The sequence below is a fragment of the Achromobacter pulmonis genome (genome assembly GCF_002885955.2).
In the GTDB taxonomy this organism is placed as follows: domain Bacteria; phylum Pseudomonadota; class Gammaproteobacteria; order Burkholderiales; family Burkholderiaceae_B; genus Achromobacter; species Achromobacter pulmonis_A.
In genome coordinates this window covers 623,217-648,392 of sequence record NZ_POQS01000002.1, presented here as the reverse complement: position 1 = coordinate 648,392, position 25,176 = coordinate 623,217, and the positions used below count along the sequence as shown (strand labels likewise).

Genomic DNA, 25,176 nt, shown 5'->3' with positions numbered 1-25,176 from the left:
ATAAATTGCTATAGTTCCGCAAACTTTTTTTTGGGGTAGGCATGAAAGTCCACTTTATCCGTGGCGCCGCACGCATGGCGCTGTTGGGAACGGCCCTGTCCGGCCTGGCGGCCTGCGCCGTGGCGCAGCCCGAGGAGCCGCGTCCCACGGTTAAACAGGTGGAGGATACGCAGGCGGCGTCCACGCCCGTGACGCCGCCGGCGAGCGCGCCGGCGCTGGCCGCGCGGCCCTCGTCCACCGTTTCCGAACTGCAGTCGCTGATACAGAACCGCCAGGTTTCCGAACTGCGCACGGCCTATAACGGCACCTATGGCGCGAGCCTGCTGTTCAAGCCCGACGACCTGACCTATTACGTCGCGCTGTTCCAGCAGAAGGATTTCTGGCGCGTGCTGAAGACCCAGTCGGACAAGCAGGCCGAATCGACCTATCGCGCCTTCGCCGCCCAATCGGCGGACCTGGCCGAGGTGGACATCAAGCGCATCAAGCTGCAGGCCGAAACCGCCCACGCCGAAAAACTGCTGGCCACGCGCAGCGCCGAACTGAGCACCCTGCAGGCCGACCGCGCGCTGCGCCTGCAGCAGGAACAGCAGGTCGCCGCGCGCCAGGAACAGTCGCGCCAGGAAGCGACGGCGCTGGCCGAACAGGAAAAGGACGTGCGCCAGCAGCTGCGCGACCTGCAGCGCCAGATCGACGCGCTGCAGGCCCAGCAGGCCCAGGTGGCGGGCGCGCCGGCCCAGAAGCGCGGGAAGTAGCCCGAGGCGGGGGCGGGCCGGGCGGCGTTTTCTTGTATTCTGGCCATTGCACCCCATATGAATGCCATGGCTCTCAAAGTATTCGACCTCGAGTGCGAACACGGCCACCTCTTCGAAGGCTGGTTCGGTTCGCACGAAGATTATGACGCGCAGCAGGCGCGCGGCCTGGTCACGTGCCCCGTCTGTGCGTCGGCCAGCATCACCAAGCGCCTGTCGGCGCCGCGGCTGAACGTGGCCAATCTGCACGAGCCGGCTTCCCGGCCCGCCTTGCCGGCCAACGCCAGCGAAGCCGAAAAAATGGCGGCGCTGCAGGCCGTGGTCATGCGCCAGGTCCGCGCCGTGCTGCGCAACACCGAAAACGTCGGCGCGCGCTTTGCCGAAGAGGCCCGCCGCATCCATGCCGGCGACGCCGACGACAGGCCCATCCGCGGCACCGCCACGCCGCAGGAGCGCGCCGAGCTGGCCGACGAAGGCATCGAGGTGATGGCCGTGCCCGACTTCCTGGACGACGACCGCCTGCAATAGAGAAAAGGCCCCCACGCCGCGCACGCTGCGCGTGCTTGCTGCCCCCCGAGGGGGCGTTTTTGCCTTGGGGCGGCCCGGCGGCAAAAAGGCCCGCCAGCCAAAAAAAATGCCAGACCCGAAGGTCTGGCATTTTTTTCGTCCGTGGCCGATCAGTTGTTGACGCGGCTGCGGTATTCGTTGGTGCGGGTGTCGATTTCGATCTTGTCGCCGATGGCGCAGAACAGCGGCACGTTCAGTTCGAAGCCGGTGTTGATCTTGGCCGGCTTGGTCACCTTGCCCGAGGTATCGCCGCGCACGGCGGGTTCGGTGTAGGTGATTTCGCGCACGATGGTCGTGGGCAGTTCCACCGAGATGGCGCGGCCGTCGTAGAAGACCACTTCCACGGGCATCGCTTCTTCCAGGTAGTTCAGGGCGTCGCCCATGCTGTCGGCTTCGATTTCGTACTGGTTGTACTCTTCGTCCATGAAGACGTACATCGGGTCGCCGAAGTAGGAGTAGGTGCACTCCTTGCGGTCGAGCTGGACGACTTCGAACTTTTCGTCGGCCTTGTAGACCGATTCGCTGGCGGCGCCGGTCAGCAGGTTCTTGAACTTCAGCTTGACCACGGCGGCGTTACGGCCGGACTTGTTGTATTCGGCCTTCTGGACCACCAGGGGGTCCTTGCCAACCATGGCCACGTTGCCGACTCGCAGTTCCTGAGCGGTTTTCATCGATAAAACTCCGGGGTGATAGGTGCACTCGCCGTGCTAGCAGAAAGCCCCCGGGAAGCTGGCCGTAAGGCCGGCGCCTGGGCTTAGTGCACACCCCGGGAGGCGTCATAGTTGAGGCCCGACAAAATACAGGGCTCTCGGAAAACTCTCTATTCTAACGTTTCTTCGCCAACTCTGCGCAGAAATCGGCCAGATTTTCGCCCAGGTCGGGCCGCGCGGCCTGGCTGGCGTCCCAGGCCCGGGCCGCCTCGGCCCAGCCGTTCCAGGCATCCGGCGCCAGGGCGGCGGCCAGCGCGGCCGCCGTCCGGCCGGGCTCGGGCTGGTTCCAGGCGCGGATGAGGGCCTGGGCGGTTTCCGGGGCCGGATAGCGCGCCAGCCAGGCCTCCAGCTTTTCCAGGTGGATGTTGCCGTCCTGGGGGTAGATCTGCCAGACCAGCGGGCGCGCGGCCCAGGCGGCGCGCACGAAAGAATCCTCGCCGCGCACGAAGTTCAGGTCGCAACACCACAGCAGGCGGTCGAAGTCCGGCTGCGCCACGAAGGGCAGACGGGCCAGCAGCGGCGCGCCGGGCGCCGCGCAGGCGGCTTCCAGCCCGGGCGCGACGCCTTCGGGGGCCAGCAGCACGCTGGGGCGCGGATCGGCCGCCAGCGCGCCGACCAGCTCGGCCGCCGGCGCACTGGGATAACAAAACAGGGACACGGTGCGGGCGCCGTCGCGGCGGCGCAACAGCAGCTCCTCGCCCACGCCCAGCGAACGCAGGAACGCGATTTGCGCATCCGTCGAGGCCTGCAGCGCGTCGCGTTCGACCGACAGGCCGGGCTCGCGCAGCAGGCCGCCGGTGGCTTCGGTAAAACCGGGAAAGAAGAAATGCTTGACCAGCCCGTCCGGCCGCTGCGAGGGCAGGCCATGGCAGCTTTCGACCCAGGACTCGGCGCTCAGGTATTCCAGATTGATCCAGACGGGAGGCCGGCGCCGCATGCTTTCCAGGAACGCCGCGGGCGGATCGCAGGCGAACGCCTCGATCACCACGTCGCGCGAGGCCAGGGCGGGGTCCGGCGCGTCGCTCCAGTGCTGGATGTCGATGCCGGCCAGCCGCTGCTGCGCCAGGCCGGGCGCGATGCCGGGCTGGATGCGGGCGAAGCTGGCCAGGTCGTCGACCCACAGGCGCACGTCCCAGCCGCGGCCGTGCGCCAGGCGGCGGGCCAGGCGCCAGCACACGCCGATGTCGCCGTAGTTGTCGACGACCCGGCAGAAGATGTCCGCCCGCATGGCAGCGCGCGGCCTAGTGGAACTTGGCCGGGGAGGCTTCCGCGTCCTCGGGCAGTTCGGCGTGCACCAGTTCGCCCAGCGGGTTGGGGAAGTAGGGCGCGCCGCAGTCTTCGCAGTACTCGGGCGGCAGCACGCCGGGGATGCGGCGCACGTCGGTCACGCCGTATTCCTTGAGCAGCGCCGCGATCTCGTCGATCACGTCGGGCTGGCCTTCGTCGACCGGCAGGTCTTCCTCGCGGCCGTACAGCGGCCACACGCAGCCGTAATAGACGTCGTTGCTGTTGCGGGCCGTGAAGCCGACGCGGTATTCGTCGATGCGGTTTTCGCCGCAGCCGGCCACCACCGCGCGCAGCTGCGAGGCCTCGAGGCTGACCGCGCCTTCGAGCCAGCTGACCGCCGCGCGCAGCGACAGCGGGCGCACGCGCCGGTCCGCTTCGCGGTTGCTCACGTAATAGGCGTCGGGCAGCAGCATTTCGAAGCCGCAGCCGGGCAGCAGGGCGGCCAGCGTGGGCTGGGCCTGGGCGGCCCACTGTTGCTGGCTGGCGTCGCGGCTGGCGTCGGCTTCGCCCATCTGTTCCTGCCAGCGGAAGATGGGCTCGTTCTCCGGCACGGCCACGGCCGCCACGATGTAGCGGGTGTCGGCCAGCATGTTGGCGGTCTCGACCTCGGTGTTGAGCGAGGGCTTGGCGGTCTCGGCGCCCAGCGCCTGCGAGCCCAGGCGCTGCAGCCACTGCCAGGTTTCCGAGAAGGTGCGCGGCATCTGGTCGACGCTGACCAGCACGGGCATCAGCGCGCTGCGCGCCTTGCTGGACAGCACGTGCCCGTGCAGCTGCGCGAGCAGGGCCTGCTGGGCGCCGGCGGGAATCGAGCCGGTGGGAATCGCGTAGCGCGTCCAGGCGACGATGGGCGCCACGATCAGCAGAACGTCGTAGCGCACGCCGTTCTTCTCGATCTTCATGGATTCGGACAGGGTTTCAGCCTGTTCGATCAGGATTTCATAAGCGCCCACGTCGCTCTGCGCGAGGTGGTCCAGGGCCGCCTCCAGGGGAGCGTCCTGCCCTCCCTTGAGCAGCTTCGGGATCGCTTCGCCAAGCTGGGTCTCCCAGAACACGTCTTCCAGGCGGCTGCCCGAGCGGTTCAGCGCCTGGGCCAGCGTGACCAGCCGGGTGGCGTCGCGCGACATGCGGGGAGTGGATTGGCTGCGGGATCGGGCCATAACTTCGGAGTACATCCAGAAAGTGTGCAACGCGATAGTTTAACGCCCATGGAACGCCCCGCTTGCGGTCGACCCCAAGCCGGGCTCCGGGCCGGGCATGCGTGCCTATTGATGCTGAATGAGCAACATATCATCCCTTTGTGGGTAGTTTATTGCTGATTGGAAACGGCGGACAATGCTGTCATCGACGCATTATCAGGAGGCCCCGCCATGCGCTGGCCCACGCTTTTCGTTTCCCACGGCTCGCCCATGCTGGCCGTCGAACCCGGCCTGACCGGCCCCGCGCTGGCGGGCTGGAGCGCCGCGCAAGGCCGCAAGCCCAAGGGCGTGCTGGTGGTGTCGCCGCACTGGATGGGCGAGGGGCTGGCGCTGTCGACCCGCGACCGCCAGGTGGCCTGGCACGATTTCGGCGGGTTCCCGCCGGAACTCTATACGCTGCAATACGGCGCGCCCGGCTCGCCGGCGCTGGCCGCGCGCGTGCAGGCCCTGCTGGCGGAATCCGGCATCGAAGCGGCCGACGATCCGCGCCGCCCGCTGGACCACGGCGCCTGGGTGCCGCTGCGCTACCTGTACCCCGAGGCCGACGTGCCGGTGGTGCAGCTGTCGCTGGACATGGGGCGCGACGCGGCCGGCCAGCTGGCGCTGGGCCGCGCGCTGGCGCCGCTGCGCGACGAGGACATCCTGATCGTCGGATCGGGTTCTCTGACCCACAACCTGCGCCACGTCCGCATGCCGCAGAACGCGCCGGCGCTGCCGTACGTGCCGGCCTTCCAGGACTGGTACGCCGGCCGGCTGGCCGCGCGCGACCTGCCCGCGCTGCTGGACTGGCAGGCCCAGGCCCCGGGCGCGGCCCAGGCGCATCCGCATGACGACCACCTGATGCCGTTCTATGTGGCCCTGGGCGCGGGCGGCGCGTCGGCCACCCGTTTGACCGATGAAATCTCGTACGGGGCGTTGGCGATGGACGCGTATGCGTTCGACGATTGATGGGGTTGCCGGCTTTGCCGGCCGATGGGTGGCGCGCTGGCCTTGCAACCCGTAGGATGGGTAAAGCGCGAGACGCCACATAGAAGAACACCGCAATACAACGCGCGACACCCATCGGTCGGCCCACCCAAAAAGCAAAAAACCCCGGAACCTCGCGGTCCCGGGGTTTTTTGTACAGCCTGCCGCCGATCAGGCCGCCAGCAGCTGGCGCAGCACGAAGGGCAGGATGCCGCCGTGCTGGTAGTAGTCGACTTCGATCGGGGTGTCGATGCGCAGCAGCACCGTGACGTCCTGCTTGGAGCCGTCCTTGCGGGTGATGGTCAGCGTGACGTCCTGCATCGGCTTGATGCCGTTTTCCAGGCCCGAGATGTCGTAGGTTTCCTCGCCGGTGATGCCCAGCGACTGCACGCTGTCGGAACCCTTGAACTGCAGGGGCAGCACGCCCATGCCGACCAGGTTGCTGCGGTGGATGCGCTCGAAGCTGCGGGTGATGACGGCCTTGACGCCCAGCAGCTGGGTGCCCTTGGCGGCCCAGTCGCGCGAGGAGCCGGTGCCGTACTCTTCACCGCCGAACACCACGGTGGGCGTGCCGGCCGCCACGTACTTCATGGCCGCGTCATAGATGGACATCTGTTCGCCGGTGGGCTGGAACAGGGTTTCGCCGCCTTCGAAACGGCTGCCGTCGGGCAGGGCCGGGATCATGAGGTTCTTGATGCGCACGTTGGCGAAGGTGCCGCGCATCATGATCTCGTGGTTGCCGCGGCGCGAGCCGTAGCTGTTGAAGTCGGCCTTCATGACGCCGTTCTCCTTCAGCCACTTGCCCGCGGGCGAGGTTTCCTTGATGGAGCCGGCCGGCGAGATGTGGTCGGTGGTGACCGAGTCGCCGAACACGCCCAGCGCGCGGGCGCCCTTGACGGTCGGGATCGCGCCCGGCGTCATGCCAAAGCCGTCGAAGAACGGCGGCTCGGCGATGTAGGTCGAGTCGGGCCAGTTGTAGGTGTCGCCCTTGACGCCCTTGATGTTCTCCCAGAGCTTGCCGGGGTTGCTCTTGACCTGGCCGTAGTTGGCCTCGAAGGCCTTGGGGTCCAGCGCGTACTTGAGCAGCGAGTTGATTTCCTCGGTGGTCGGCCAGATGTCGCCCAGCCAGACGTCGCCGTTCTTGCCGCGGCCGACCGGTTCGGTCATCAGGTCGCGCGTGACGGTGCCGGCCAGCGCGTAGGCCACCACCAGCGGCGGCGAGGCCAGGAAGTTGGCCTTGATGTTCGGGTGGATGCGGGCCTCGAAGTTGCGGTTGCCCGAGAGCACGGCCGAGCAGATCAGGTCGTTGCCGATGATGGCTTCGTTCAGGTCGGGGCTGAGGTCGCCGGCGTTGCCGATGCAGGTGGTGCAGCCGTAGGCGGCCACGTCGAAGCCGAGCTTTTCCAGGTAGGGCAGCAGGCCCGTCTTGGTCAGGTATTCGGTGACCACGCGCGATCCGGGGGCCAGCGAGGTCTTGATGTGCTTGGGCACCGAGAGGCCGGCTTCGACGGCCTTCTTGGCCAGCAGGCCGGCGGCCAGCAGCACGCTGGGGTTGGACGTGTTGGTGCAGGACGTGATGGCCGCGATCAGGATGTCGCCGTTCTTGATCTTGGTGCCGGCGCTGGTGGTGAAGGTCTGTTCCAGCTTCTCGGCCGGCTGGTTGAAGCCGTTTTCGGCGATCGGCTTGGAGTACAGGTCGATGAAGGTGTTCTTGACGTTGCCGATCTCGATGCGGTCCTGCGGACGCTTGGGACCGGCCAGCGACGGCGCGACGGTGGACAGGTCCAGCGTCAGCAGCTTGGTGAAGTTGATGTCCTTGGCCTTGGGGATGCCGAACATCTTCTGGGCCTTGAAATAGGCTTCGAAGGCGGCGATTTCCTCTTCGGTGCGGCCGGTGCCGCGGAAGTAGTCGATGGTGCGCTCGTCGACCGGGAAGAAGCCCATGGTCGCGCCGTATTCGGGCGCCATGTTGCCGATGGTGGCGCGCTCGGCCACGGACAGGCTGGCCGTGCCTTCGCCGCAGAATTCGACGAACTTGCCCACCACTTTTTCGCGGCGCAGCATTTCGGTGATGGTCAGCACCAGGTCGGTGGCGGTGACGCCGCCGCGCAGCTGGCCCTTGAGTTCCACGCCGACCACGTCGGGGGTCAGGAAGTAGACGGGCTGGCCCAGCATGCCGGCTTCGGCCTCGATGCCGCCCACGCCCCAGCCGACCACGCCGATGCCGTTGATCATGGTGGTGTGGCTGTCGGTGCCCACCAGGGAGTCGGGGTAGTAGACGTTGTTCTTCTTGTCGTGGTGCACGCCGCGGGCCAGGTATTCAAGGTTGACCTGGTGGACGATGCCGAAGCCCGGCGGCACGACGCCGAAGGTGTCGAACGCCTGCATGCCCCATTTCATGAACTGGTAGCGCTCCTGGTTGCGCTTGAATTCCAGCTTCATGTTCAGGTCCAGCGCGTCCTTGGTGCCGAAGTAGTCGATCATGACCGAGTGGTCCACCACCAGGTCCACCGGCACCAGCGGCTCGATGCTCTTGGGGCTCTTGCCCATCTTGTCGGCCACGGAGCGCATGGCGGCGATGTCGGCCAGCAGCGGCACGCCGGTGAAGTCCTGCAGCACCACGCGGGCCACGACGAAGGGGATCTCGTCTTCGCGCTTGGCGTTGGCCTGCCAGTTGGCGAGCTGGCGGACGTGTTCTTCGGTGACTTTCTTGCCATCGCAGTTGCGCAGCACGGACTCCAGGACGATGCGGATCGAGACCGGGAGCCGCTGCACGTCGATGCCCAGGGCCTTGCCCAGCGCCGGCAGCGAGTAGTACTGACAGGCCTTGCTGCCGATCTTGAAATTCTTGAGAGTGTCTAGGGTGTTGTGCGGCATGATGGACTCCGTGGTTTTGCCCGCCTAAAGCCGGCATTTTCTGGCGTTTTTGCGCGTTTGTCATTGTATGTGAGACAAGGCCGCGCGCAGTGGTGTGTCTTGTATCTTATATAAGACTTAAACGGCACGTCAAAGTTCCGTGCAGCGGTCGCGATCCCATACTGTGGCGGATGCGCGCCAACCCTGCAAGATGCCCGGAATATATCCAGAAAAATCCTACAGACGTATGCGCGCCGGCAACGCCCGGGCGGACGGCCCGGCCGCGAGAATCAGGACGTTTTCCGGCGGCGCACGCGGCGGACGTTGCGCGCGGCGTTGCGCCGCGACATTTCGGAATCCAGGATCAGGCGGCCTTCGAGCTTGCCGTGCATGCGCTTGACCGAGCGCATCGCGTCCTGCATGTGCTCGCTCATCAGCGCGCGCACTTTCTCGACGTCGCGCTCGCGCGCCGCGGCCAGGATCTGGCGGTGAAAGCCCGTGTTGGCGCTGCCGAAGCGCTGCTGTTCGGCCAGCGGCATGTCGTTGTCGAACACCGTCAGCTGCCGGATCATCTCGTTGGTCATTTCGCAGCTGAAGCGCAGGAACGGATTGGGGCAGACCGACGCCAGGATGTCATGGAAGTTCATTTCTTCCTGGCGCTGGGCCAGCGGGTCGTGCACGTGGCCGGCGCTGGGATCGCAGCACGCGATGTTCTCCTGCAGCGCGGCGAAGTGCGCCTCGGTCAGGAAAGGCACGGCGCTGGCCGCCAGCTCCGGCTCCAGCAGCCGGCGCACCTGGTAGATGTCCTCAATCCTGACTTCCTTGAAGAACAGGTAGTTCTGCATCAGCTGGAAGGTGCGGTCCAGCGGCACCTCGACCACGGTGGCGCCGCCGCCCGGGCCGGTGCTGACCTTAACCAGCCCCTGCACCTCCAGCGACTTGAGCGCCTCGCGCATGGTGCTCTTGCTGACCGAGAACATGCTCTGCAGCTCGCTTTCGCGCGGCAGCTTGTCGCCGGGCAGCAGGTTCTTGGCGGTGATCAGCCGCTTGATCTCTTCGGCGACCAGATCGCTGCGCTTGGGCGGACTCGTGATGCCGCCTGCCGGTAGGTCCTGACTGTCGAACGCCATCGCGTTTCTCCGTTGCTGCGGGCTGGGCCGCGGCCCAGGGTTATACCTGATGCGGCCGGTATTGACAGGGCCGGACCCGCAATCTGATCATGATAATTATCCTATTTATCATGATAAATAGGATCGCGGTATGGGCCGGCCGGCCCGCAGCTTGGAGCAGACAGAGTCGGAAGGGGGACGCGCATGGGGCGCTCCCGACATCGTCAACATGCCGCGGCGGCAGTCCGCGGCGTCCAGGGGAGAATCATCTTGAATCGCCGCAACCTGTTGAAAATCGCCGCGCTCGGCGCCTTGCCCGGATCGCTGTGGACCGCCCGGTCCGCGCTGGCCCAGGCCAAGACGGCCGAGGCCATCCAGTTCGGCTGTCCCGTGCCCATGTCGGGCCCGTTCGCCGCCAACGGCAAATACGCCGACCTGGGCATGAAGCTGGCGCTGGAGCAGTACGGCCGCGCGCTGGACCGGCCGCTGGCCTATACCGTGCTGGACACCGAGGGCAAGCCGGCCACGGCGGTGCGCAAGGTGCAGGAAGTCTCGCAGCAGAAAGGCGTCAAGTTCTTCGCCGGTGGCATCCTGTCGTCCGAAGCGCTGGCCATGGGCAAGGAGATCGAGCGCGCCGGCGGCGTGTTCATCACCACCGCCGGCGCCGACGAGATCACCGGCAAGGACTGCAACCGGGCGACCTTCCGCTGGTCGGTGCCGACCTTCGGCGCCATCGAGCAGACCGTGCGCCCGCTGCTGGAAAAACTGCCCAAGGCCAAGCGCTGGTACACCATCACGCCGCAATACGTGTTCGGCGACGGCCTGCTCAACGCGGCCAAGGCCATCTTCAAGGAAAAAGGCATCGAGCACGTCGGCAACAGCTATCACTCGCTGACCGAAAAGGAATTCAGCGGCTACCTCACCAACGCGCTGGCCGCCAAGCCCGACGTGCTGCTGATCCTGAACTTCGGCTCGCAGTCGTCCGACACGCTGCGCCAGGCGGTCAGCTTCGGCATGAAGCAGAACTGCACCATCCTGGTGGCCTGGGCGTCCGGCCTGGAGCAGTTCGAAAGCCTGGGCGCCGACCTGTGCGAAGGCGTGTATTTCGGCGCGCAGTACTGGCACGGCATCGACAGCCCGCTGAACAAGGAGCTGGTCAAGCTCTCCCGGGAAAAGACCCGCGCCAATCCCAACTACAGCCTGGCGGGCTCCTACATCTGCACCCGCATCATGCTCGACGCCATCGTCAAGGCCGGCAGCGCCGACCCGGCCAAGGTGGTCGCCGTGATGGAAGGCATGGCCTACGAAGGGCTGACCGGGCCGGAGGAGATCCGCAAGGCCGACCACCAGGTCATGAAGAACTACTACCTGCTCAAGGGACGCGCCAAGAAGGACATGAAGGACAAGGACGACTACGCCGAGATCGTGCATAGCGGCCGCTCGTTCCTGCCGCCCGCGGAAACCGGCTGCAAGCTCTAGCAGCCCGACCCAGGGAGGCCGCGGGCGCCGTCCCGCGGCCCGGCGCCACTTCTTCCGGGCTTTTCCATGAACGTCTATCTGCTCCAGGTCATCAACGGGATCGGAGTGGGCATGCTGTACTTCCTGCTGGCAGTCGGCCTGTCCATCGTCTTCGGTCTGTTGCGCTTCGTGAACTTCGCCCACGGGGCGTTCTATCTGCTGGGCGCCTACTTCTGCTTCCAGGCCATCGAATGGGGGCTGGACTTCTGGCTGGCCCTGGCGGTGGTGCCGCTGCTGGTGGGCGCATGCGCCTGGGCCGCCGAAAAAATCGTGCTGCGTCACGTCTACGCGCAGGCGCACGAGTTCCACATCCTCATCACCGTGGGCCTGGCCCTGGTGCTGCAGGAACTGGTCATCGTGGTGTGGGGGCCGATCGGCGACAACGTGGCCGTGCCGGCCTCGCTGCAGGGCGTGGTGATGTGGGGCAGCTTCATCTATCCCAAGTACCGCCTGTTCGTGATCGGCTTCACCGCCGTGTTCTCGCTGCTGCTCTGGTACGTGCTGGAAGGCACGCGGCTGGGCAGCGCGGTGCGCGCCGGCAGCGAGTCCACCGAGATGGTGTCGATGCTGGGCATCAACGTGTTCCGCATGTTCAGCCTGGTGTTCGCGCTGGGCGCGGCCACCGCGGCGCTGGCCGGCGTGCTGGCCGCGCCGATCCGCGGGGTGGAGCCCTTCATGGGCGTGGAGGCCCTGGGCATCGCCTTCGTCATCGTGGTGGTCGGCGGCATGGGCAGTTTCTTCGGCGCGCTGGTCGGCGGCCTTCTGATCGGCGTGGTGCAGAGCGTGATGAGCACGCTGTGGCCGGAAGGCGCGCGGCTGATGATTTATGTGGCGATGGCCGCGGTTCTGCTGCTGCGGCCTCACGGCCTGATGGGGAGAGGATGATGACGCGCTTGAAATCGCACGCGCAATTGCTGCTGGCGCTGGCCGTGGCGCTGCTGCTGCCGCTCGTCATGCAGTCGGGTTCGCTGGCCGCGGAAGTGCTGATCTACGCCCTGGCCGTGCTGGGCTGCAACCTGCTGCTGGGCTTTACCGGGCTGCTGTCGTTCGGGCAGGGCATTTTCTTCGGCCTGGGCAGCTACGCGGCGGGGCTGCTGCTCACGCGCACCGGCATGCCGATGCCGCTGGCGCTGCTGTCGGCCATGGCGGTGGGGGCGCTGGCGGCCACGCTGGTGGGCTGGTTCGCGATCCGCCAGCGCGGCGCGTATTTCGTGATGCTGACCCTGGCCTTCGCCCAGATGTTCTATTTCCTGGCCTACAGCCTGCCGGATCTGACCGGCGGCGACAACGGCCTGCTGGACGTGCCGCGTCCGCCGCTGTCGGTGGCGGGGCTGGAGATCCTGCCGCTGGACACGCCCTGGCGCTTCTACGCCTTCGTGGCCGCGTGCTTCCTGGCGGTGTTCTGGCTGTTGCTGCGGGTGACCAATTCGGTGTTCGGCCGCACGCTGCTGGCGATCCGCGACAACGAGGCGCGCGCCATGGCGGTGGGCTACGACGTGCGCCTGTTCAAGCTGGCGGCCTTCGCCATTTCCGGGGCGGTGACGGCGCTGGCCGGCGCCTTCCTGGCCATGATGACCGGCATCGCGCCGCTCTCCAGCATCGAATACCACAGCAGCGAAATGATCCTGGTGATGACCGTCATCGGCGGCACCGGCAATCTGTTCGCCTCGGTGCTGGGCGCGGCGTTCTATGTGCTGTCCGCCGACTGGCTCTCCACGCTCTGGCCGCGCTGGCTGATGCTGCTGGGCTTTCTGCTGATCGCCGTCAGCCTGTTCATGCAGAAAGGGCTGTGGGGCCTGGGCGAACGCATCTGGCTGGCGCTGCGGCGCCGTCCCGGCGGGCAGTCCGCCGTCGAGGAGAACCGCGCATGAACCAGGCTGCTTCCACGCCGCTCCTGCAGGCGCGCGGCATCGTCAAGCGTTTCGGCAAGTTCGTGGCCCTGCACGGGGTCGACCTGGAGGTGCGGCCGCGCACGGTGCATTCGGTGATCGGCCCCAACGGCGCCGGCAAGACCACGCTGTTCCATATCCTGACCGGCACGCTGCGCGCCAGCGAGGGCAGCATCGTGTTCGACGGCCAGGACGTCACGCAGGAGGCCGATCACCAGCGCGTGCAGCGCGGCATCGCCCGTTCTTTCCAGGTCACCAGCCTGTTCGCCAATCTGTCGGTGCGCGAGAACCTGCGGCTGGCGGCGCAGGGCGCGCACCGCGCCGGCGCGTTCGATTGCTGGCATCCGCCGACCGGGGCGCGGGCGCAGCGCGAGGTGGTCGACGCCGCGCTCGAACGCCTGGGCCTGCCGCGCCTGGCGCAGGTGGCCGCCGGCGCGCTGTCGCACGGCCAGCAGCGACGCCTGGAAGTGGGCATGGCGCTGGCCGCGCGGCCGCGCGCCATCTTCCTGGACGAGCCCACCTCCGGCATGGGGGTGGACGACCTGGAAGAGATGAAGCGCCTGATCCGCAGCCTGCGCGACGACCATACGGTGGTGCTGATCGAGCACAACATGAACATCGTCATGGACATCTCCGACACCGTCACGGTGATGCAGCAGGGCAGGGTGCTGGTCGAAGGCCCACCCGGCGCCATCCGCAGCGACGAACGGGTGCGCGCCGCGTACCTGGGCAACATGATCACGGGAGGCCGGGCATGATCCTGGACGTCGACGCCATACACAGCTACTACGGCAAGAGCCACATCCTGCAAGGGGTGTCGCTGCAGCTGGAGCAGGGCACGGTGGTCACGCTGCTGGGGCGCAACGGCGCGGGCAAGTCCACCACGCTCAAGACCATCGCCGGCGTGATCGCGCCCAAGGCCGGCGCGGTGCGCTTCGGCGGGCGCGACATCGCCGGGCTGCCGGCCCACCGCATCGCCGCCATGGGCGTGTGCCTGGTGCCCGAACACCGCGGCATCTTCAAGCTGCTGACGGTGGAGGAAAACCTCAAGCTGGGCATGCGCCGCGATTCGCCGTGGCAGCTGGAAGATGTCTACCGCATCTTTCCGCGGCTGAAGGAGCGGCGCAAGAACGGCGGCGGCCAGTTGTCCGGCGGCGAGCAGCAGATGCTGGCCATCGGGCGCGCGCTCATGAACCATCCGCGCGTGCTGATGCTGGACGAGCCGGTCGAAGGCCTGGCGCCGGTGATCGTCGAGGAAATCGTGGCGCAGATCCAGTCCATCAAGCGCGCCGGCGTCACCATCCTGCTGGTCGAACAGAACCTGGAGGTCTGTACCCAGCTGGCCGACCGGCATTTCGTCATCGAACAGGGAACCATCGTCTACCAGGGCAGCAATGCGGAATTCATGGCGGACGAGAACGTTAAAGACCGCTACCTGGGCGTGGGAGTCTGAGATCTACGAGGAAATCATCATGGAAATGAACGCACTGGAGGCCGTGAGCGGCATCCGCATCGACGGGGCGCGCCTGTGGGCGTCGCTGATGGAACTGGCGCGCATCGGCGCCACCGAAAAGGGCGGCGTGTGCCGGCTGGCGCTGACCGACCTGGACCGCCAGGGGCGCGACCTGGTCTGCCGCTGGGCGCGCGAGCTGGGCTGCACCGTGCGGGTCGACGCCATCGGCAATATCTTCATGCGCCGCGCTGGCCTGCGCGACGACCTGCCGGCGGTGATGACCGGCAGCCACATCGACACCCAGCCCACCGGCGGAAAGTTCGACGGCAACTATGGCGTGCTCGCCGGCATCGAGGTGCTGCGCACTCTGCACCAGCGCGGCCTCGTCACCGAGGCGCCGCTGGAAGTGGTGGTGTGGACCAACGAGGAAGGTTCGCGCTTCGTGCCGGTGATGATGGGCTCGGGCGTCTATGCCGGCGCCTTCACGCTGGAACACGCGCTGGCCGCGCGCGACCGCGACGGCGTCAGCGTCGGCGACGCGCTGCGCGCCATCGGCTATGCCGGACCGGAGCCGGCGCGCCCGCGGGCCGTGGGCGCCTATTTCGAGGCGCACATCGAGCAGGGGCCGATCCTGGAGGCGCACGGCATCACCATCGGCGCGGTGCAGGGCGCGCTGGGCCAGCGCTGGTACGACATCACCATCACCGGCCAGGAGGCGCATGCCGGCCCGACGCCGATGGAGTTGCGCCGCGACGCCCTGGTGGCGGCCTCGCAGCTGGTGCTGGCGGTCAACCGGATCGCGCTGGACCACGCCCCGCACGGCCGCGCCACGGTGGGCTGCATCGACGGCTATCCGAATTCGCGCAACGTGATTCCGGGGCGGGTGTCGCTGACCGTGGACCTGCGCGCGGCCGACGACGCCGCGCTCGACAGCATGGCCGCGGCCTTGGCGCGGGCCTGCGACGAACTGGCCCAGCCGGGCCGCTTCGAGGTCGAACGCAAGGAAGTGGTGTACTTCCCGCCGCAGCCCTTCGAGCCGCGGCTGGTGCAGGCCGTGCGCGACGGCGCGCGCACGCTGGGGCTGGATTCGCTGGACGTGATCAGCGGCGCCGGCCACGACGCGGTCTACATGGCGCGGGTCGCGCCCACCGCCATGATCTTCGTGCCGTGCAAGGACGGCATCAGCCACAACGAGATCGAGGATGCGCAACCCGGACACCTCGAGGCCGGCTGCAACGTGCTGCTGCACGCCATGCTGCGCTGCTGCGGCCGCATCGAATCCGCCCAGGGAGCGCCGGCATGAAAGTCCTGATCGCCCGCATGAACCACGAGACCAACACCTTCTCGCCGGTGCCCACGCCGCTGTCGGCCTTCGGCGTGGCGGGGCCGACCTTCGACGCCGAGGCCTATGCCGAGAACCACGGCAAGCGCACCGCGATGGCGGCGTTCATCGACCTGGCCGAGGCGCGCGGCGCGCAGCTGGTGACGCCGGTGTCGGCCACCGCCTATCCCAGCGGCCGGGTGGCCGCCGACGCCTACGAAACCCTGTGCGCGCGCATCGTCGCGGCCGCGCCGGGCTGCGACGCCATCCTGCTGGACCTGCATGGCGCGATGGCGGTGGAAAGCACCGACGACGGCGAAGGCGACCTGCTCGAACGCGTGCGCCGCGCGGCGCCGGACGCGCCCATCGCGGTCGCGCTGGACCTGCACGGCAACGTGACGCCGAAGATGGTCGCCAACGCCGATGTCATCGTCAGCTTCAAGACCTATCCGCACATCGACATGTACGAAACCGGCGAGCACGCCGGCCGCCTACTGTTCGACGCCATCGACGGCCGCACCAGGCCGTTCATGGCCTGGCGCCGGCTGCCGCTGGTATCGCACACGCTGCGCAGCAACACCGGCGAGGGCGCGATGCGCGCAGCCGTCGAGGCCGCGCGGCGCGCCGAAGCCGCCGGCGCGCTCGGCGTCTCGGTGCTGGCCGGCTTCGGGCTGGCCGACATCCCCCATCCCTGCCTCAGCGTGGTGGCGGTGGCCGACGGCAGCCAGGAGGAGGCCGAGCGCATCGCCGGCGACATGGCCGCGTCCATCTGGGCCGACCGCGAGGGCTTTCTGTACCGCAGCGAGCCGCTGACGCAATCGCTGGCGCGCGCGCGCCAGCTGGCCGAAGGCGCAAGCCGGCCCGTGCTGCTGCTGGACCACGGCGACAACTGCATGAGCGGCGGCACCTGCGACACCATGGACGTGCTGACGGCGGCGCTGGACGCGGGACTGGACGGCATCGTGGCGGGGCTGTATTGCGATCCGGAAGCGGTCGCTGCGCTCACGCGCGCCGGCGTGGGGGCGCAGGTGGAACTGCCGGTGGGCAACAAGCGCGCCATCGACAGCATCGGTCGTCCGGCCCGCCCGGTCACGCTGCGCGGCCGGGTGGAGGCGCTCAGCAACGGCGAATATCTCATCACGGGGCCCACCTACACCGGGCAGATGGCCTGCATGGGCCGCAGCGCCGTGCTCGACATCGGCGCGGCGCGCCTGGTCATCACCGAACGCACCCACGAGCCCTGGGACCTGGGCGTATTCCGCAGCCTGGGCGTGGAGCCCACCGAGGCGCGCTACATCCTGGTCAAGTCGCGCATGTACTGCCGGCCCGTATTCGTGCCGATCTCATCGGCGCTGGTGGAGTGCGACAGCCCCGGCGTGACCAGTTCGGACTGGTCGCTGTTCGAATTCCGCAAGCGCACGGGCCCGCATTTTCCGCTGGAGCCGATGGCCCCCGAGGATTACGACCCGCGTAGCTGATGACCCATTGAACAACGGGAATCGACGTTGCCCCACCACAACATTCACATGTTCAGTAATTAGTAAAACTAATGAGAACGATTCCGTTTTGTGTATTATGGCCGGGATGAATTGAAGCCCGGCCGATCGGGATTCTGCAGTTTTCCACTCAAGACCCGCCCACGCGGACATCCCGATATGAAGATCAAAGCCCTAGCCTGCATGGCAGCCGCGCTGCCGTGCTGCGCTTCCGTCTACGCCCAGAACGCCGCTTCTTCCGCCACCGGCCAGGAGCCGGTGGTTTCCATGGACGCCATTACCGTCGAAGCCAGCGCCGACGCCTCGGCCGGCGGCCTGGCCGCGCCGTTCGCGGGCGGGCAGGTGGCCCGCGGCGGGCGCATCGGCGTGCTGGGCACGCAGGACATCATGGACACGCCGTTCAGCATCACCAGCTACACCAACGAGCTGATCCAGGACCGGCAGGCGCGCAGCGTGGGCGACGTGCTGCAGAACGACGCCGGCGTGCGCGTGGCGCGGGGCTTCGGCAATTTCCAGGAGTCGTACTTCATCCGCGGCTTCATTCTGGGCTCGGACGACGTGGCCTACAACGGTCTCTACAGCCTGCTGCCGCGCCAGTACATCGCCACCGAACTGTTCGAGCGCGTGGAGGTGCTGCGCGGCGCTTCGACCTTCCTGACCGGCGCGGCGCCCGGCGGCGGCGGCATCGGCGGCGTGATCAACCTGGTGCCCAAGCGCGCGCCCAACGAACCGCTGACGCGCGTCACCACCGGCGTGTCCAGCGGCGGCCGCATCCAGCTGTCCACCGACCTCGCGCGCCGTTTCGGTCCGGGCGACAGCACCGGCATCCGCCTGAACGCCGCGCAGCATAGCGGCGACACCGGCATCGATGACGAACATTCGCGCACCAGCCTGGTGTCGCTGGGCCTGGACTGGCGCTCGGCCGATACGCGCCTGTCGGCCGACATCGGCTGGCAGGAAAACAAGCTCAAGCGCGCGCGTCCCAACGTCACGCTGGGCGCCGGGGTCACCACGGTGCCCGACGCGCCCGACGCCAGTTCCAACTACGCGCAGCCCTGGACCTATTCCAACGAACGCGATCTCTTCGGCACCGTGCGCGCCGAACATGATTTCAGCGACCGGCTGACGGCCTACGCGGCCTTCGGCATGCGCCGCAGCGACGAAGCCAACTCGCTGGGCAATGTCACGCTGACCAACGGCAGCACGGGCGACGGCACCTTCTACCGGTTCGACAACACGCGCGAGGACAGCGTCAACACCGGCGAGTTCGGCCTGCGCGGCAAGGCCCGCACCGGCCCGGTGGGCCACGAATTCGTGGTGTCGGCCTCGTTCTTCGACCTGAAGACCAGGAACGCCTACGTGATGGACTTCGGCAACAAGTTCCCCACCAACATCTACGACCCGGTTTCGTACGACAAGCCGGCGTTCAGCGCCGGCGCGCTGCGCGGCAACGACCTGGACGATCCGGCGCTGCAGAACCGCATCCGCCTGAGCAGCTACGCCATCGGCGACACGCTGTCGTTCCTCGACGACCGGGTGCGGCTGACGGCGGGCATCCGCCACCAGCGCCTGTCGCAGCGCGCGTATGCGTACAACACCGGCAACGAAAGCAGCGCCTATGACGCCAGCCACAATTCGCCGGCCGCCGGCCTGGTGGTCAAGGTCGCGCCCGACGTTTCGCTGTACGCCAACTACATCGAGGCCCTGACGGCAGGCCCGACCGCTCCGGCCATGGCCGGCGGCAAGCCGGTGCCCAACGTCGGCCAGAGCCTGCCGCCCTTCGTTTCCAAGCAGAAGGAAGTCGGCGTGAAGTACGAGGGCGACGGACTGGGCGCGGGCCTGGCGCTGTTCTCCACCGACCGGCCGCGCGCCATGTACGACGCCAGCAACGCGCTCACCATCTCCGGCAAGGACCGCCACCAGGGTGCCGAGCTGACCTTCTACGGCGAGCCCGTCAACAGCGTGCGCCTGCTGGGCGGGCTGACCTGGCTGGACGCCGAGCAGCGCGCCACCGGCACGCCCTCCATCGACGGCAACCGCGTGATCGGCGTGCCGCGCTTCCAGGCCAACCTGGGCGTGGAATGGGACATCCCGGGCGTGCCCGGCCTGGCGGTGGACGGCCGCGTGGTCTATACCGGCTCGTCCTACGCCGACGACGCCAACACGCTCAAGGTCCCGGGCTAGACCCGTTTCGACGCCGGCCTGCGCTACATGATGGACGTGGACGGCCACGTGCTGACCCTGCGCGCGCGCGTGGACAACATCGCCAACCGCAACTACTGGTCCTCGGTGGGCGGGTATCCCGGCAACGGCTATCTGGCGCTGGGCGGGCCGCGCACCTTCTCGCTGAGCGCGAGCATGGATTTCTAGGGCGCGGCCCCGGCCCTCACCAGAACCACCCGCCGCGCGTCAGGCTGGCTTCGCAGCTCTTGTACTGCGCGCTGAATTTCTCGGCGCGCGCCTGGACCTTGCCCGACACCGTCTTGAGCCAGGCCTTGCGCTCGTAGCTGCGGTTGCGGTAACCGGTCCAGCCTTCGTGATAGTTCAGGTACTGGCCGTAGGCGTCCCATTTGGAGACGCCGTTGATGCGCTGGGTCTTGTTCATGTACCAGCCCATGAAGTCCAGCGCGTCGGCGAAGTCGTCGCGGCTGGCGCCCCAGCCGCCGGCGTCTTTTTTGTAGTCGGCCCAGGTTTCGTCCTTGGCCTGGGCGTAACCGTAGGCCGAGCTGACCCGGCCCCACGGGATGAAGCCCAGGAAGTAATAGCGCGGCGGCAGCGCGTCCTGCTTGAACGAGGATTCCTGGTACATCATCGCCATCGGCACCGCCACCGGCGCGCCCCATTTCTTCTGCACCCGCAGCGCGGCGTCGTGCCAGTCCGGCTTTTCGCGGAAGATGGCGCAGATGTTCTCCGGGTTGGACGGCGGCGCGGTGGCGCAGCCGGCGAGCGCCAGCAGCAGCGGCGGCAGCAGGAGCCGGGTCATTGGCGGGATTTCCTCCGGGGCTATGTAGACGGGTGTTGCGATTGTATTGAAACGTATCGCAGTGCGCCGCTATCGGCCCGCCTCCCGCTGGATGCTCGCCAGCATCCGCAACAGCACGCAAACCAGCAAGGCGGCGCCCAGGTTGTACAGCATGCCCGCCACGAAGGCCGAGACGTACAGGTCCGCCCGGGCCGCCGCAACGCCGTCGGCCAGCGTCGCGCCGAACAGAATGCCGACCGCCGCCACGCCCAGCGCCGCGCCGACCTGCTGCACGGTGGAGACCACGCCCGCCGCCATGCCCGCCTGCGATTGCCTGACGAACCCCAGCACCAGATTCAGCAGCGGCGTCATGATGATGCCCTGGCCGGCGCCCACCGCGATCAGCGCCGGAATCAGCCGCGGCGGCTCCAGGCCGGCGCCCGCGGCCCACACCTGCGCGATCAGCAGCGCCAGCGACGCGGCATAGGCCAGCGCGCCCGCGGCGATGGCCCGGATGCCCCAGCGCGACACCAGCCGGGGCGCGGCCAGCGAGGCGGCGACGAAGCCCACGCTGCATGGGGCGAATATGCTGCCCGCCACGAAGGGGTCCAGTCCCAGTCCGGTCTGCGTCAGCAGCGCGAAGCACAGGAAGAACGAACTGGAAGTGGAATAGATCAGCAGCACCAGCAGCGCGCCCAGTGCGAAGCGCCGTTCGCCCAACAGGCGCATGTCCACCAGCGGCAGGCCGCCCGCGATGCGCCGCCGTTCCTGGTGGCGATAGAACGCCGCCAGCAGCGCGGCCGACGCGGCCAGCGCCCACAGGCTCCAGGCGGGCCAGCCCTGTCCGGGGCCTTCGATCAGCGGCACCAGCAGCAGCGCCAGTCCCAGGCTGACCAGCAGCACGCCGCTCCAGTCCAGCGCCGGACGCTGCGGCGCGCGCGATTCCGGAATGCGCCGCGCGGCCGCGATGGCGCCCAGGCCGATCGGCACGTTGATGAGAAAGATGCTGCGCCAGCCCAGCCCGAACAGATCCGCGTGCACCAGCCAGCCGCCCAGCACCTGTCCGGCGATGGCCGCCAGGCCGAGCGTCATGCCCAGCAGGCCGAAGGCGCGGCGGCCGTGCTCGCCCTCGAAATTGACGCGGATGGACGCATACACCTGCGGGAACAGCAAGGCGGCCGCCAGGCCCTGCAACACCCGGGCGCCGATCAGGAAGCCGGCGTCGGGGGCCAGCCCGCACAGCGCCGAGGCCAGCGTGAATCCGGCCATGCCGACGGCGAACAGGCGGCGCCGCCCATACAGATCGCCGAGCCGCCCGCCCGTGATCAACAGCACGCCGAACGCCAGTTCGTAGCCGGCCACAATGAAGCCTATCTGCGCGAAGCTGGCGCCCAGTCCGGCCTGCATGGCGGGGATGGCGACGTTGACCACGAACAGGTCGAAGATGGTGACGAAGCCCCCCAGCAGCAGTACGGACAGGCCAAGCCAGGGCGGGGCGGCGAGCGCGCCCGCGGGCGGCGCGGAAATACAGGAATGCGGGTTCATCTTGCTTATCCAGAATAGAGAGGCAATCATTCTGCTGGCCTGGTTAAGCAATTACAATTTAACCGTTTATGGTATTACTTAAAGCAATGAGATAAGCCATGCGCACCCTGGAACGTACCCGCGCCGACCTTGCCGCCTTCTTGCGCGCGCGCCGCGAGCGCCTGTCGCCCGCGGATGCGGGCCTGCCCAGCGGCGGCCGGCGGCGCACGCCGGGCCTGCGCCGCGAAGAGGTGGCCGCGCTCGCGGGGGTCGGACTGACCTGGTACACCTGGCTGGAGCAGGGGCGCGACATCGGCGTGTCCGCCGCGTTCCTGGAGAACCTGGCGCGCGCGCTGAAACTGGACGCCGCCGAACGCCGCCATTTGTTCCTGCTGGCCCACGAACGGCCGCCCGCCGAACCCGGCAAGACCTGGTGCGAACTGCCGCCGCTGGTGGCGCGCCTGATGCACGATCTGCCCCATGCGGCCTTCGTGCTCAATCTGCGCTGGGACGTGCTGGGCTACAACGCGTTGGCCGATGCCATGTTCGCCTTCGGTTCGCATGCGCCCGGGCGGCGCAACCTGCTGTGGATGCTGTTCACCGATGCCTTGCTGCGCGAGCGCGTGCACGACTGGGAAGCACAGGCGCCGTTGATGTTGTCGAGCTTTCGCCGCGATTTCGCGCGCGCCACGCAGGAAGCCGACATCCACGAGCTGGTCGACGAGCTGCAGCAGGTGTCGCCGGAATTCAAGGCATGGTGGCGCAAGCATGACGTGCATGCGCCATGCAGCGGCGTGCGCACCCTGGCGATGGACGGCCGGGCCGAGCCCTACGAGCACACTTCGCTGACCATCGACGAGGACCGGCATCTTCGCCTGGTCGTGTATGCGAGGCAGCCGGACGCCGCGCAGGGCGGCCGCAAATGAAAAACGGCCCCGGAGCGATCCGGGGCCGTCTTGCAGGCGCGGGCCTGGCGGGTGCTTAGACCTCGATGACGTCGGCCACGTCCTTGTAGTCGGCGATCTTGTCGAAGTTCAGGTACTGGTAGATCTGGTCGCCGCTCTTGTTGATGACGCCCATGTCGGCCATGTACTCGTCCTTGGTCGGGATGCGGCCCAGCTTCGAGCAGATCGCGGCCAGTTCGGCCGAACCCAGGTACACGTTGGTGTTCTTGCCCAGGCGGTTCGGGAAGTTGCGGGTGCTGGTCGACATGACCGTCGCGCCTTCGCGGACCTGCGCCTGGTTGCCCATGCACAGCGAGCAGCCCGGCATTTCGGTGCGGGCGCCGGCCGTGCCGAACACGCCGTAGTGGCCTTCCTCGGTCAGCTGGGTGGCGTCCATCTTGGTGGGCGGAGCGACCCACAGCTTGACCGGGATATCGCGCTTGCCTTCCAGCAGCTTGGAAGCCGCGCGGAAGTGGCCGATGTTGGTCATGCAGCTGCCGATGAACACTTCGTCGATCTTGGCGCCGGCCACGTCCGACAGCGTCTTGACGTCGTCGGGGTCGTTCGGGCAGGCCACGATGGGCTCGTGCACGTCGGCCAGGTCGATCTCGATGACCGCGGCGTATTCGGCGTCGGCGTCCGGCTCCAGCAGCTTGGGATCGGCCAGCCAGGCTTCCATGGCCTTGATGCGGCGGCCCAGCGTGCGCTCGTCTTCGTAGCCGTTGGCGATCATCCACTTCAGCATCACGATGTTGCTGTTGATGTACTCGATGATCGGTTCCTTGTTCAGGCGCACCGTGCAGCCGGCGGCCGAACGCTCGGCGGAGGCGTCCGACAGTTCGAAGGCTTGTTCCACCTTCAGGTCGGGCAGGCCTTCGATTTCGAGGATGCGGCCCGAGAAGATGTTCTTCTTGCCTTGCTTGGCCACGGTCAGCAGGCCCTGCTTGATCGCGTACAGCGGGATGGCGTTGACCAGGTCGCGCAGCGTGACGCCGGGCTGCATCTTGCCCTTGAAGCGCACCAGCACCGATTCAGGCATGTCCAGCGGCATCACGCCGGTGGCGGCGGCGAAGGCCACCAGGCCCGAGCCGGCCGGGAACGAGATGCCGATGGGGAAGCGCGTGTGCGAGTCGCCGCCGGTGCCGACGGTGTCGGGCAGCAGCATGCGGTTGAGCCACGAGTGGATCACGCCGTCGCCCGGGCGCAGCGAGACGCCGCCGCGGGTGCTGATGAATTCCGGCAGCGTGTGGTGGGTCTTGACGTCCACGGGCTTCGGATAGGCGGCGGTGTGGCAGAACGACTGCATCACCAGGTCGGACGAGAAGCCCAGGCAGGCCAGGTCCTTCAGTTCGTCGCGGGTCATGGGGCCGGTGGTGTCCTGGCTGCCGACCGAGATCATCTTCGGTTCGCAGTAGGTGCCCGGGCGGATGCCCTTGCCTTCGGCCAGGCCGCAGGCGCGGCCGACCATCTTCTGGGCCAGGGTGTAGCCGCGGCCGCTGTCGGCGGGGTCCTTGGGCAGGCGGAACAGCGTCGAGGGCGCCAGGCCCAGCGCTTCGCGCGCCTTGGCCGTCAGGCCGCGGCCGATGATCAGCGGAATGCGGCCGCCGGCGCGCACTTCGTCGAACAGCACGTCGGACTTCACCTGGAACTCGGCGATCACTTCGCCGTTCTTCAGGGCGCGGCCTTCATAGGGGCGCAGTTCGACCACGTCGCCCATTTCCATCTTGGAGACGTCCAGCTCGATCGGCAGGGCGCCCGCGTCTTCCATGGTGTTGTAGAAGATCGGGGCGATCTTGCCGCCCAGGCACACGCCGCCGAAGCGCTTGTTCGGCACGAAGGGGATGTCTTCGCCGGTGAACCACAGCACCGAGTTGGTGGCCGACTTGCGCGAGGAGCCCGTGCCGACCACGTCGCCGACGTAGGCCACCAGATGGCCTTTTTCCTTGAGCGATTCGATGAACTGCACCGGGCCGCGCTTGCCGTCTTCCTCCGGCTGGAACGCGGCGCCTTCGCGCTTGTTCTTGAGCATCGCCAGGGCGTGCATGGGGATGTCGGGGCGGGTGGTGGCGTCCGGAGCCGGCGACAGGTCGTCGGTGTTGGTTTCGCCCGGCACCTTGAAGACGGTGATGGTCAGGCTTTCCGGCAGTTCCGGACGGCTGGTGAACCATTCGGCGTCGGCCCAGCTCTGCATCACGGCCTTGGCGTTGGCGTTGCCCTTGTCCGCCTTTTCCTTCACGTCGTGGAAGGCGTCGAACATCAGCAGGGTCTTCTTCAGCGCGTCGGCGGCGATGGTGCCGATTTCGGCGTCGTCCAGCAGCTCGATCAGGGGGCCGATGTTGTAGCCGCCCAGCATCGTGCCCAGCAGTTCCGTCGCCTTGGCGCGGCTGACCAGCGCACAGTTTTCCTTGCCCAGCGCCACGGCGGCCAGGTAGGAGGCCTTGACCTTGGCGGCATCGTCCACGCCGGCCGGCACGCGGTGGGTCAACAGCTCGACCAGGTTCTGCTCTTCGCCGGCGGGCGGGTTCTTCAGCAGTTCGATCAGTTCAGCGGTTTGTTTGGCCGTAAGGGGCAGCGGGGGAATCCCCAGAGCCGCGCGTTCGGCAACGTGTTGGCGATAGTTATCCAGCAT

Annotated in this window: 19 protein-coding genes and 1 pseudogene; 12 read left to right on the top strand and 8 right to left on the bottom strand. The window is 67.7% G+C overall.

The genetic code is table 11. From position 1 onward, the window contains the following. The first annotated feature begins 41 nt into the window (after positions 1 to 41). Both C1I89_RS09070 and C1I89_RS09065 read left to right on the top strand, forming a co-directional pair. A complete protein-coding gene (locus tag C1I89_RS09070; protein WP_102772435.1) occupies positions 42 to 752 on the top strand; it encodes a DUF2968 domain-containing protein in 711 nt (236 codons plus the stop codon). Between the two features lie 66 nt (positions 753 to 818). Continuing rightward, a complete protein-coding gene (locus tag C1I89_RS09065; protein ID WP_102772844.1) occupies positions 819 to 1,277 on the top strand; it encodes a DUF1178 family protein in 459 nt (152 codons plus the stop codon). Positions 1,278 to 1,426: 149 nt separating this feature from the next. Here the strand turns inward: C1I89_RS09065 and efp are convergent, their stop codons facing one another. The 3 genes from efp to C1I89_RS09050 form a co-directional block, all read right to left on the bottom strand. Further along, entirely contained in the window at positions 1,427 to 1,987 is a 561-nt protein-coding gene (gene efp / locus C1I89_RS09060; protein ID WP_102772434.1) for an elongation factor P, read from the bottom strand. Positions 1,988 to 2,141: 154 nt separating this feature from the next. Further along, positions 2,142 to 3,254: an elongation factor P maturation arginine rhamnosyltransferase EarP gene (gene earP, locus C1I89_RS09055; protein ID WP_102772433.1), complete on the bottom strand. Its 1,113-nt coding sequence runs from the start codon at positions 3,252 to 3,254 to the stop codon at positions 2,142 to 2,144. 13 nt (positions 3,255 to 3,267) lie between these two features. Then, positions 3,268 to 4,470, bottom strand: coding sequence for a DUF2863 family protein (locus C1I89_RS09050; RefSeq protein WP_102772432.1), 1,203 nt, complete (start codon positions 4,468 to 4,470; stop codon positions 3,268 to 3,270). A gap of 210 nt (positions 4,471 to 4,680) precedes the next feature. Between C1I89_RS09050 and C1I89_RS09045 the strand changes: the two genes are divergently transcribed. Continuing rightward, a complete protein-coding gene (locus C1I89_RS09045) occupies positions 4,681 to 5,457 on the top strand; it encodes a DODA-type extradiol aromatic ring-opening family dioxygenase (RefSeq protein WP_102772431.1) in 777 nt (258 codons plus the stop codon). A gap of 189 nt (positions 5,458 to 5,646) precedes the next feature. Here C1I89_RS09045 and acnA read toward each other — a convergent pair whose 3' ends face one another. Together acnA and C1I89_RS09035 are read right to left on the bottom strand one after the other, a co-directional pair. Next, positions 5,647 to 8,352, bottom strand: coding sequence for an aconitate hydratase AcnA (acnA, locus tag C1I89_RS09040; protein ID WP_102772430.1), 2,706 nt, complete (start codon positions 8,350 to 8,352; stop codon positions 5,647 to 5,649). A gap of 269 nt (positions 8,353 to 8,621) precedes the next feature. After that, positions 8,622 to 9,461 carry a FadR/GntR family transcriptional regulator gene (locus C1I89_RS09035; RefSeq protein ID WP_102772429.1) on the bottom strand — a complete coding sequence of 280 codons (840 nt, stop codon included), beginning with the start codon at positions 9,459 to 9,461 and terminating at the stop codon, positions 8,622 to 8,624. A gap of 249 nt (positions 9,462 to 9,710) precedes the next feature. Here C1I89_RS09035 and C1I89_RS09030 point away from each other — a divergent pair, with 249 nt between their 5' ends. The 8 genes and pseudogenes from C1I89_RS09030 (at position 9,711) to C1I89_RS08995 (ending at position 19,487) form a co-directional block, all read left to right on the top strand. Then, on the top strand, positions 9,711 to 10,919 hold the full coding sequence (locus C1I89_RS09030) for an ABC transporter substrate-binding protein (protein WP_102772428.1): 1,209 nt from the start codon (positions 9,711 to 9,713) through the stop codon (positions 10,917 to 10,919). Positions 10,920 to 10,985: 66 nt separating this feature from the next. Next, positions 10,986 to 11,843 carry a branched-chain amino acid ABC transporter permease gene (locus tag C1I89_RS09025; protein WP_102772427.1) on the top strand — a complete coding sequence of 286 codons (858 nt, stop codon included), beginning with the start codon at positions 10,986 to 10,988 and terminating at the stop codon, positions 11,841 to 11,843. Beyond that, positions 11,843 to 12,829, top strand: coding sequence for a branched-chain amino acid ABC transporter permease (locus C1I89_RS09020; RefSeq protein WP_102772426.1), 987 nt, complete (start codon positions 11,843 to 11,845; stop codon positions 12,827 to 12,829). The genes C1I89_RS09025 and C1I89_RS09020 overlap by 1 nt, the downstream gene beginning before the upstream one ends. Then, a complete protein-coding gene (locus tag C1I89_RS09015; RefSeq protein WP_102772425.1) occupies positions 12,826 to 13,605 on the top strand; it encodes an ABC transporter ATP-binding protein in 780 nt (259 codons plus the stop codon). The genes C1I89_RS09020 and C1I89_RS09015 overlap by 4 nt, the downstream gene beginning before the upstream one ends. After that, positions 13,602 to 14,300, top strand: a complete 699-nt coding sequence (locus tag C1I89_RS09010; RefSeq protein WP_102772424.1) for an ABC transporter ATP-binding protein — start codon at positions 13,602 to 13,604, stop codon at positions 14,298 to 14,300. The genes C1I89_RS09015 and C1I89_RS09010 overlap by 4 nt, the downstream gene beginning before the upstream one ends. A 19-nt stretch (positions 14,301 to 14,319) precedes the next feature. Further along, a complete protein-coding gene (locus C1I89_RS09005; protein WP_102772423.1) occupies positions 14,320 to 15,603 on the top strand; it encodes a Zn-dependent hydrolase in 1,284 nt (427 codons plus the stop codon). Continuing rightward, positions 15,600 to 17,099: a M81 family metallopeptidase gene (locus C1I89_RS09000; protein ID WP_102772422.1), complete on the top strand. Its 1,500-nt coding sequence runs from the start codon at positions 15,600 to 15,602 to the stop codon at positions 17,097 to 17,099. The genes C1I89_RS09005 and C1I89_RS09000 overlap by 4 nt, the downstream gene beginning before the upstream one ends. 177 nt (positions 17,100 to 17,276) lie before the next feature. Further along, positions 17,277 to 19,487, top strand: a pseudogene (locus C1I89_RS08995) (TonB-dependent receptor). 16 nt (positions 19,488 to 19,503) lie between these two features. Here the strand turns inward: C1I89_RS08995 and C1I89_RS08990 are convergent. Then, the gene (locus tag C1I89_RS08990) at positions 19,504 to 20,100 is read right to left on the bottom strand and encodes a transglycosylase SLT domain-containing protein (protein ID WP_102772421.1); all 597 of its coding nucleotides are present in this window, start codon (positions 20,098 to 20,100) and stop codon (positions 19,504 to 19,506) included. A 69-nt stretch (positions 20,101 to 20,169) separates the two neighbouring features. Then, positions 20,170 to 21,624 carry an MFS transporter gene (locus tag C1I89_RS08985; protein WP_102772420.1) on the bottom strand — a complete coding sequence of 485 codons (1,455 nt, stop codon included), beginning with the start codon at positions 21,622 to 21,624 and terminating at the stop codon, positions 20,170 to 20,172. 98 nt (positions 21,625 to 21,722) lie between these two features. On the opposite strand from C1I89_RS08985, the gene C1I89_RS08980 reads away from it, so the two are divergent. Next, positions 21,723 to 22,529: a helix-turn-helix transcriptional regulator gene (locus tag C1I89_RS08980; RefSeq protein ID WP_102772419.1), complete on the top strand. Its 807-nt coding sequence runs from the start codon at positions 21,723 to 21,725 to the stop codon at positions 22,527 to 22,529. 55 nt (positions 22,530 to 22,584) lie between these two features. Here the strand turns inward: C1I89_RS08980 and acnB are convergent, their stop codons facing one another. After that, on the bottom strand, positions 22,585 to 25,176 hold the full coding sequence (acnB, locus tag C1I89_RS08975) for a bifunctional aconitate hydratase 2/2-methylisocitrate dehydratase (RefSeq protein ID WP_102772418.1): 2,592 nt from the start codon (positions 25,174 to 25,176) through the stop codon (positions 22,585 to 22,587).

Coding starts and splice junctions, on each gene's coding strand:
- C1I89_RS09000 (WP_102772422.1), top strand. CDS start 15,600: ATGAAAGTCCTGATCGCCCGCATGAACCACGAGACCAACACCTTCTCG.
- C1I89_RS09050 (WP_102772432.1), bottom strand. CDS start 4,470: ATGGCCCGATCCCGCAGCCAATCCACTCCCCGCATGTCGCGCGACGCC.
- C1I89_RS09065 (WP_102772844.1), top strand. CDS start 819: ATGGCTCTCAAAGTATTCGACCTCGAGTGCGAACACGGCCACCTCTTC.
- C1I89_RS09070 (WP_102772435.1), top strand. CDS start 42: ATGAAAGTCCACTTTATCCGTGGCGCCGCACGCATGGCGCTGTTGGGA.
- C1I89_RS08990 (WP_102772421.1), bottom strand. CDS start 20,100: ATGACCCGGCTCCTGCTGCCGCCGCTGCTGCTGGCGCTCGCCGGCTGC.
- C1I89_RS09020 (WP_102772426.1), top strand. CDS start 11,843: ATGACGCGCTTGAAATCGCACGCGCAATTGCTGCTGGCGCTGGCCGTG.
- C1I89_RS08980 (WP_102772419.1), top strand. CDS start 21,723: ATGCGCACCCTGGAACGTACCCGCGCCGACCTTGCCGCCTTCTTGCGC.
- acnB (WP_102772418.1), bottom strand. CDS start 25,176: ATGCTGGATAACTATCGCCAACACGTTGCCGAACGCGCGGCTCTGGGG.
- efp (WP_102772434.1), bottom strand. CDS start 1,987: ATGAAAACCGCTCAGGAACTGCGAGTCGGCAACGTGGCCATGGTTGGC.
- C1I89_RS09035 (WP_102772429.1), bottom strand. CDS start 9,461: ATGGCGTTCGACAGTCAGGACCTACCGGCAGGCGGCATCACGAGTCCG.
- earP (WP_102772433.1), bottom strand. CDS start 3,254: ATGCGGGCGGACATCTTCTGCCGGGTCGTCGACAACTACGGCGACATC.
- C1I89_RS08985 (WP_102772420.1), bottom strand. CDS start 21,624: ATGAACCCGCATTCCTGTATTTCCGCGCCGCCCGCGGGCGCGCTCGCC.
- C1I89_RS09025 (WP_102772427.1), top strand. CDS start 10,986: ATGAACGTCTATCTGCTCCAGGTCATCAACGGGATCGGAGTGGGCATG.
- C1I89_RS09015 (WP_102772425.1), top strand. CDS start 12,826: ATGAACCAGGCTGCTTCCACGCCGCTCCTGCAGGCGCGCGGCATCGTC.
- C1I89_RS09045 (WP_102772431.1), top strand. CDS start 4,681: ATGCGCTGGCCCACGCTTTTCGTTTCCCACGGCTCGCCCATGCTGGCC.
- C1I89_RS09005 (WP_102772423.1), top strand. CDS start 14,320: ATGGAAATGAACGCACTGGAGGCCGTGAGCGGCATCCGCATCGACGGG.
- C1I89_RS09010 (WP_102772424.1), top strand. CDS start 13,602: ATGATCCTGGACGTCGACGCCATACACAGCTACTACGGCAAGAGCCAC.
- acnA (WP_102772430.1), bottom strand. CDS start 8,352: ATGCCGCACAACACCCTAGACACTCTCAAGAATTTCAAGATCGGCAGC.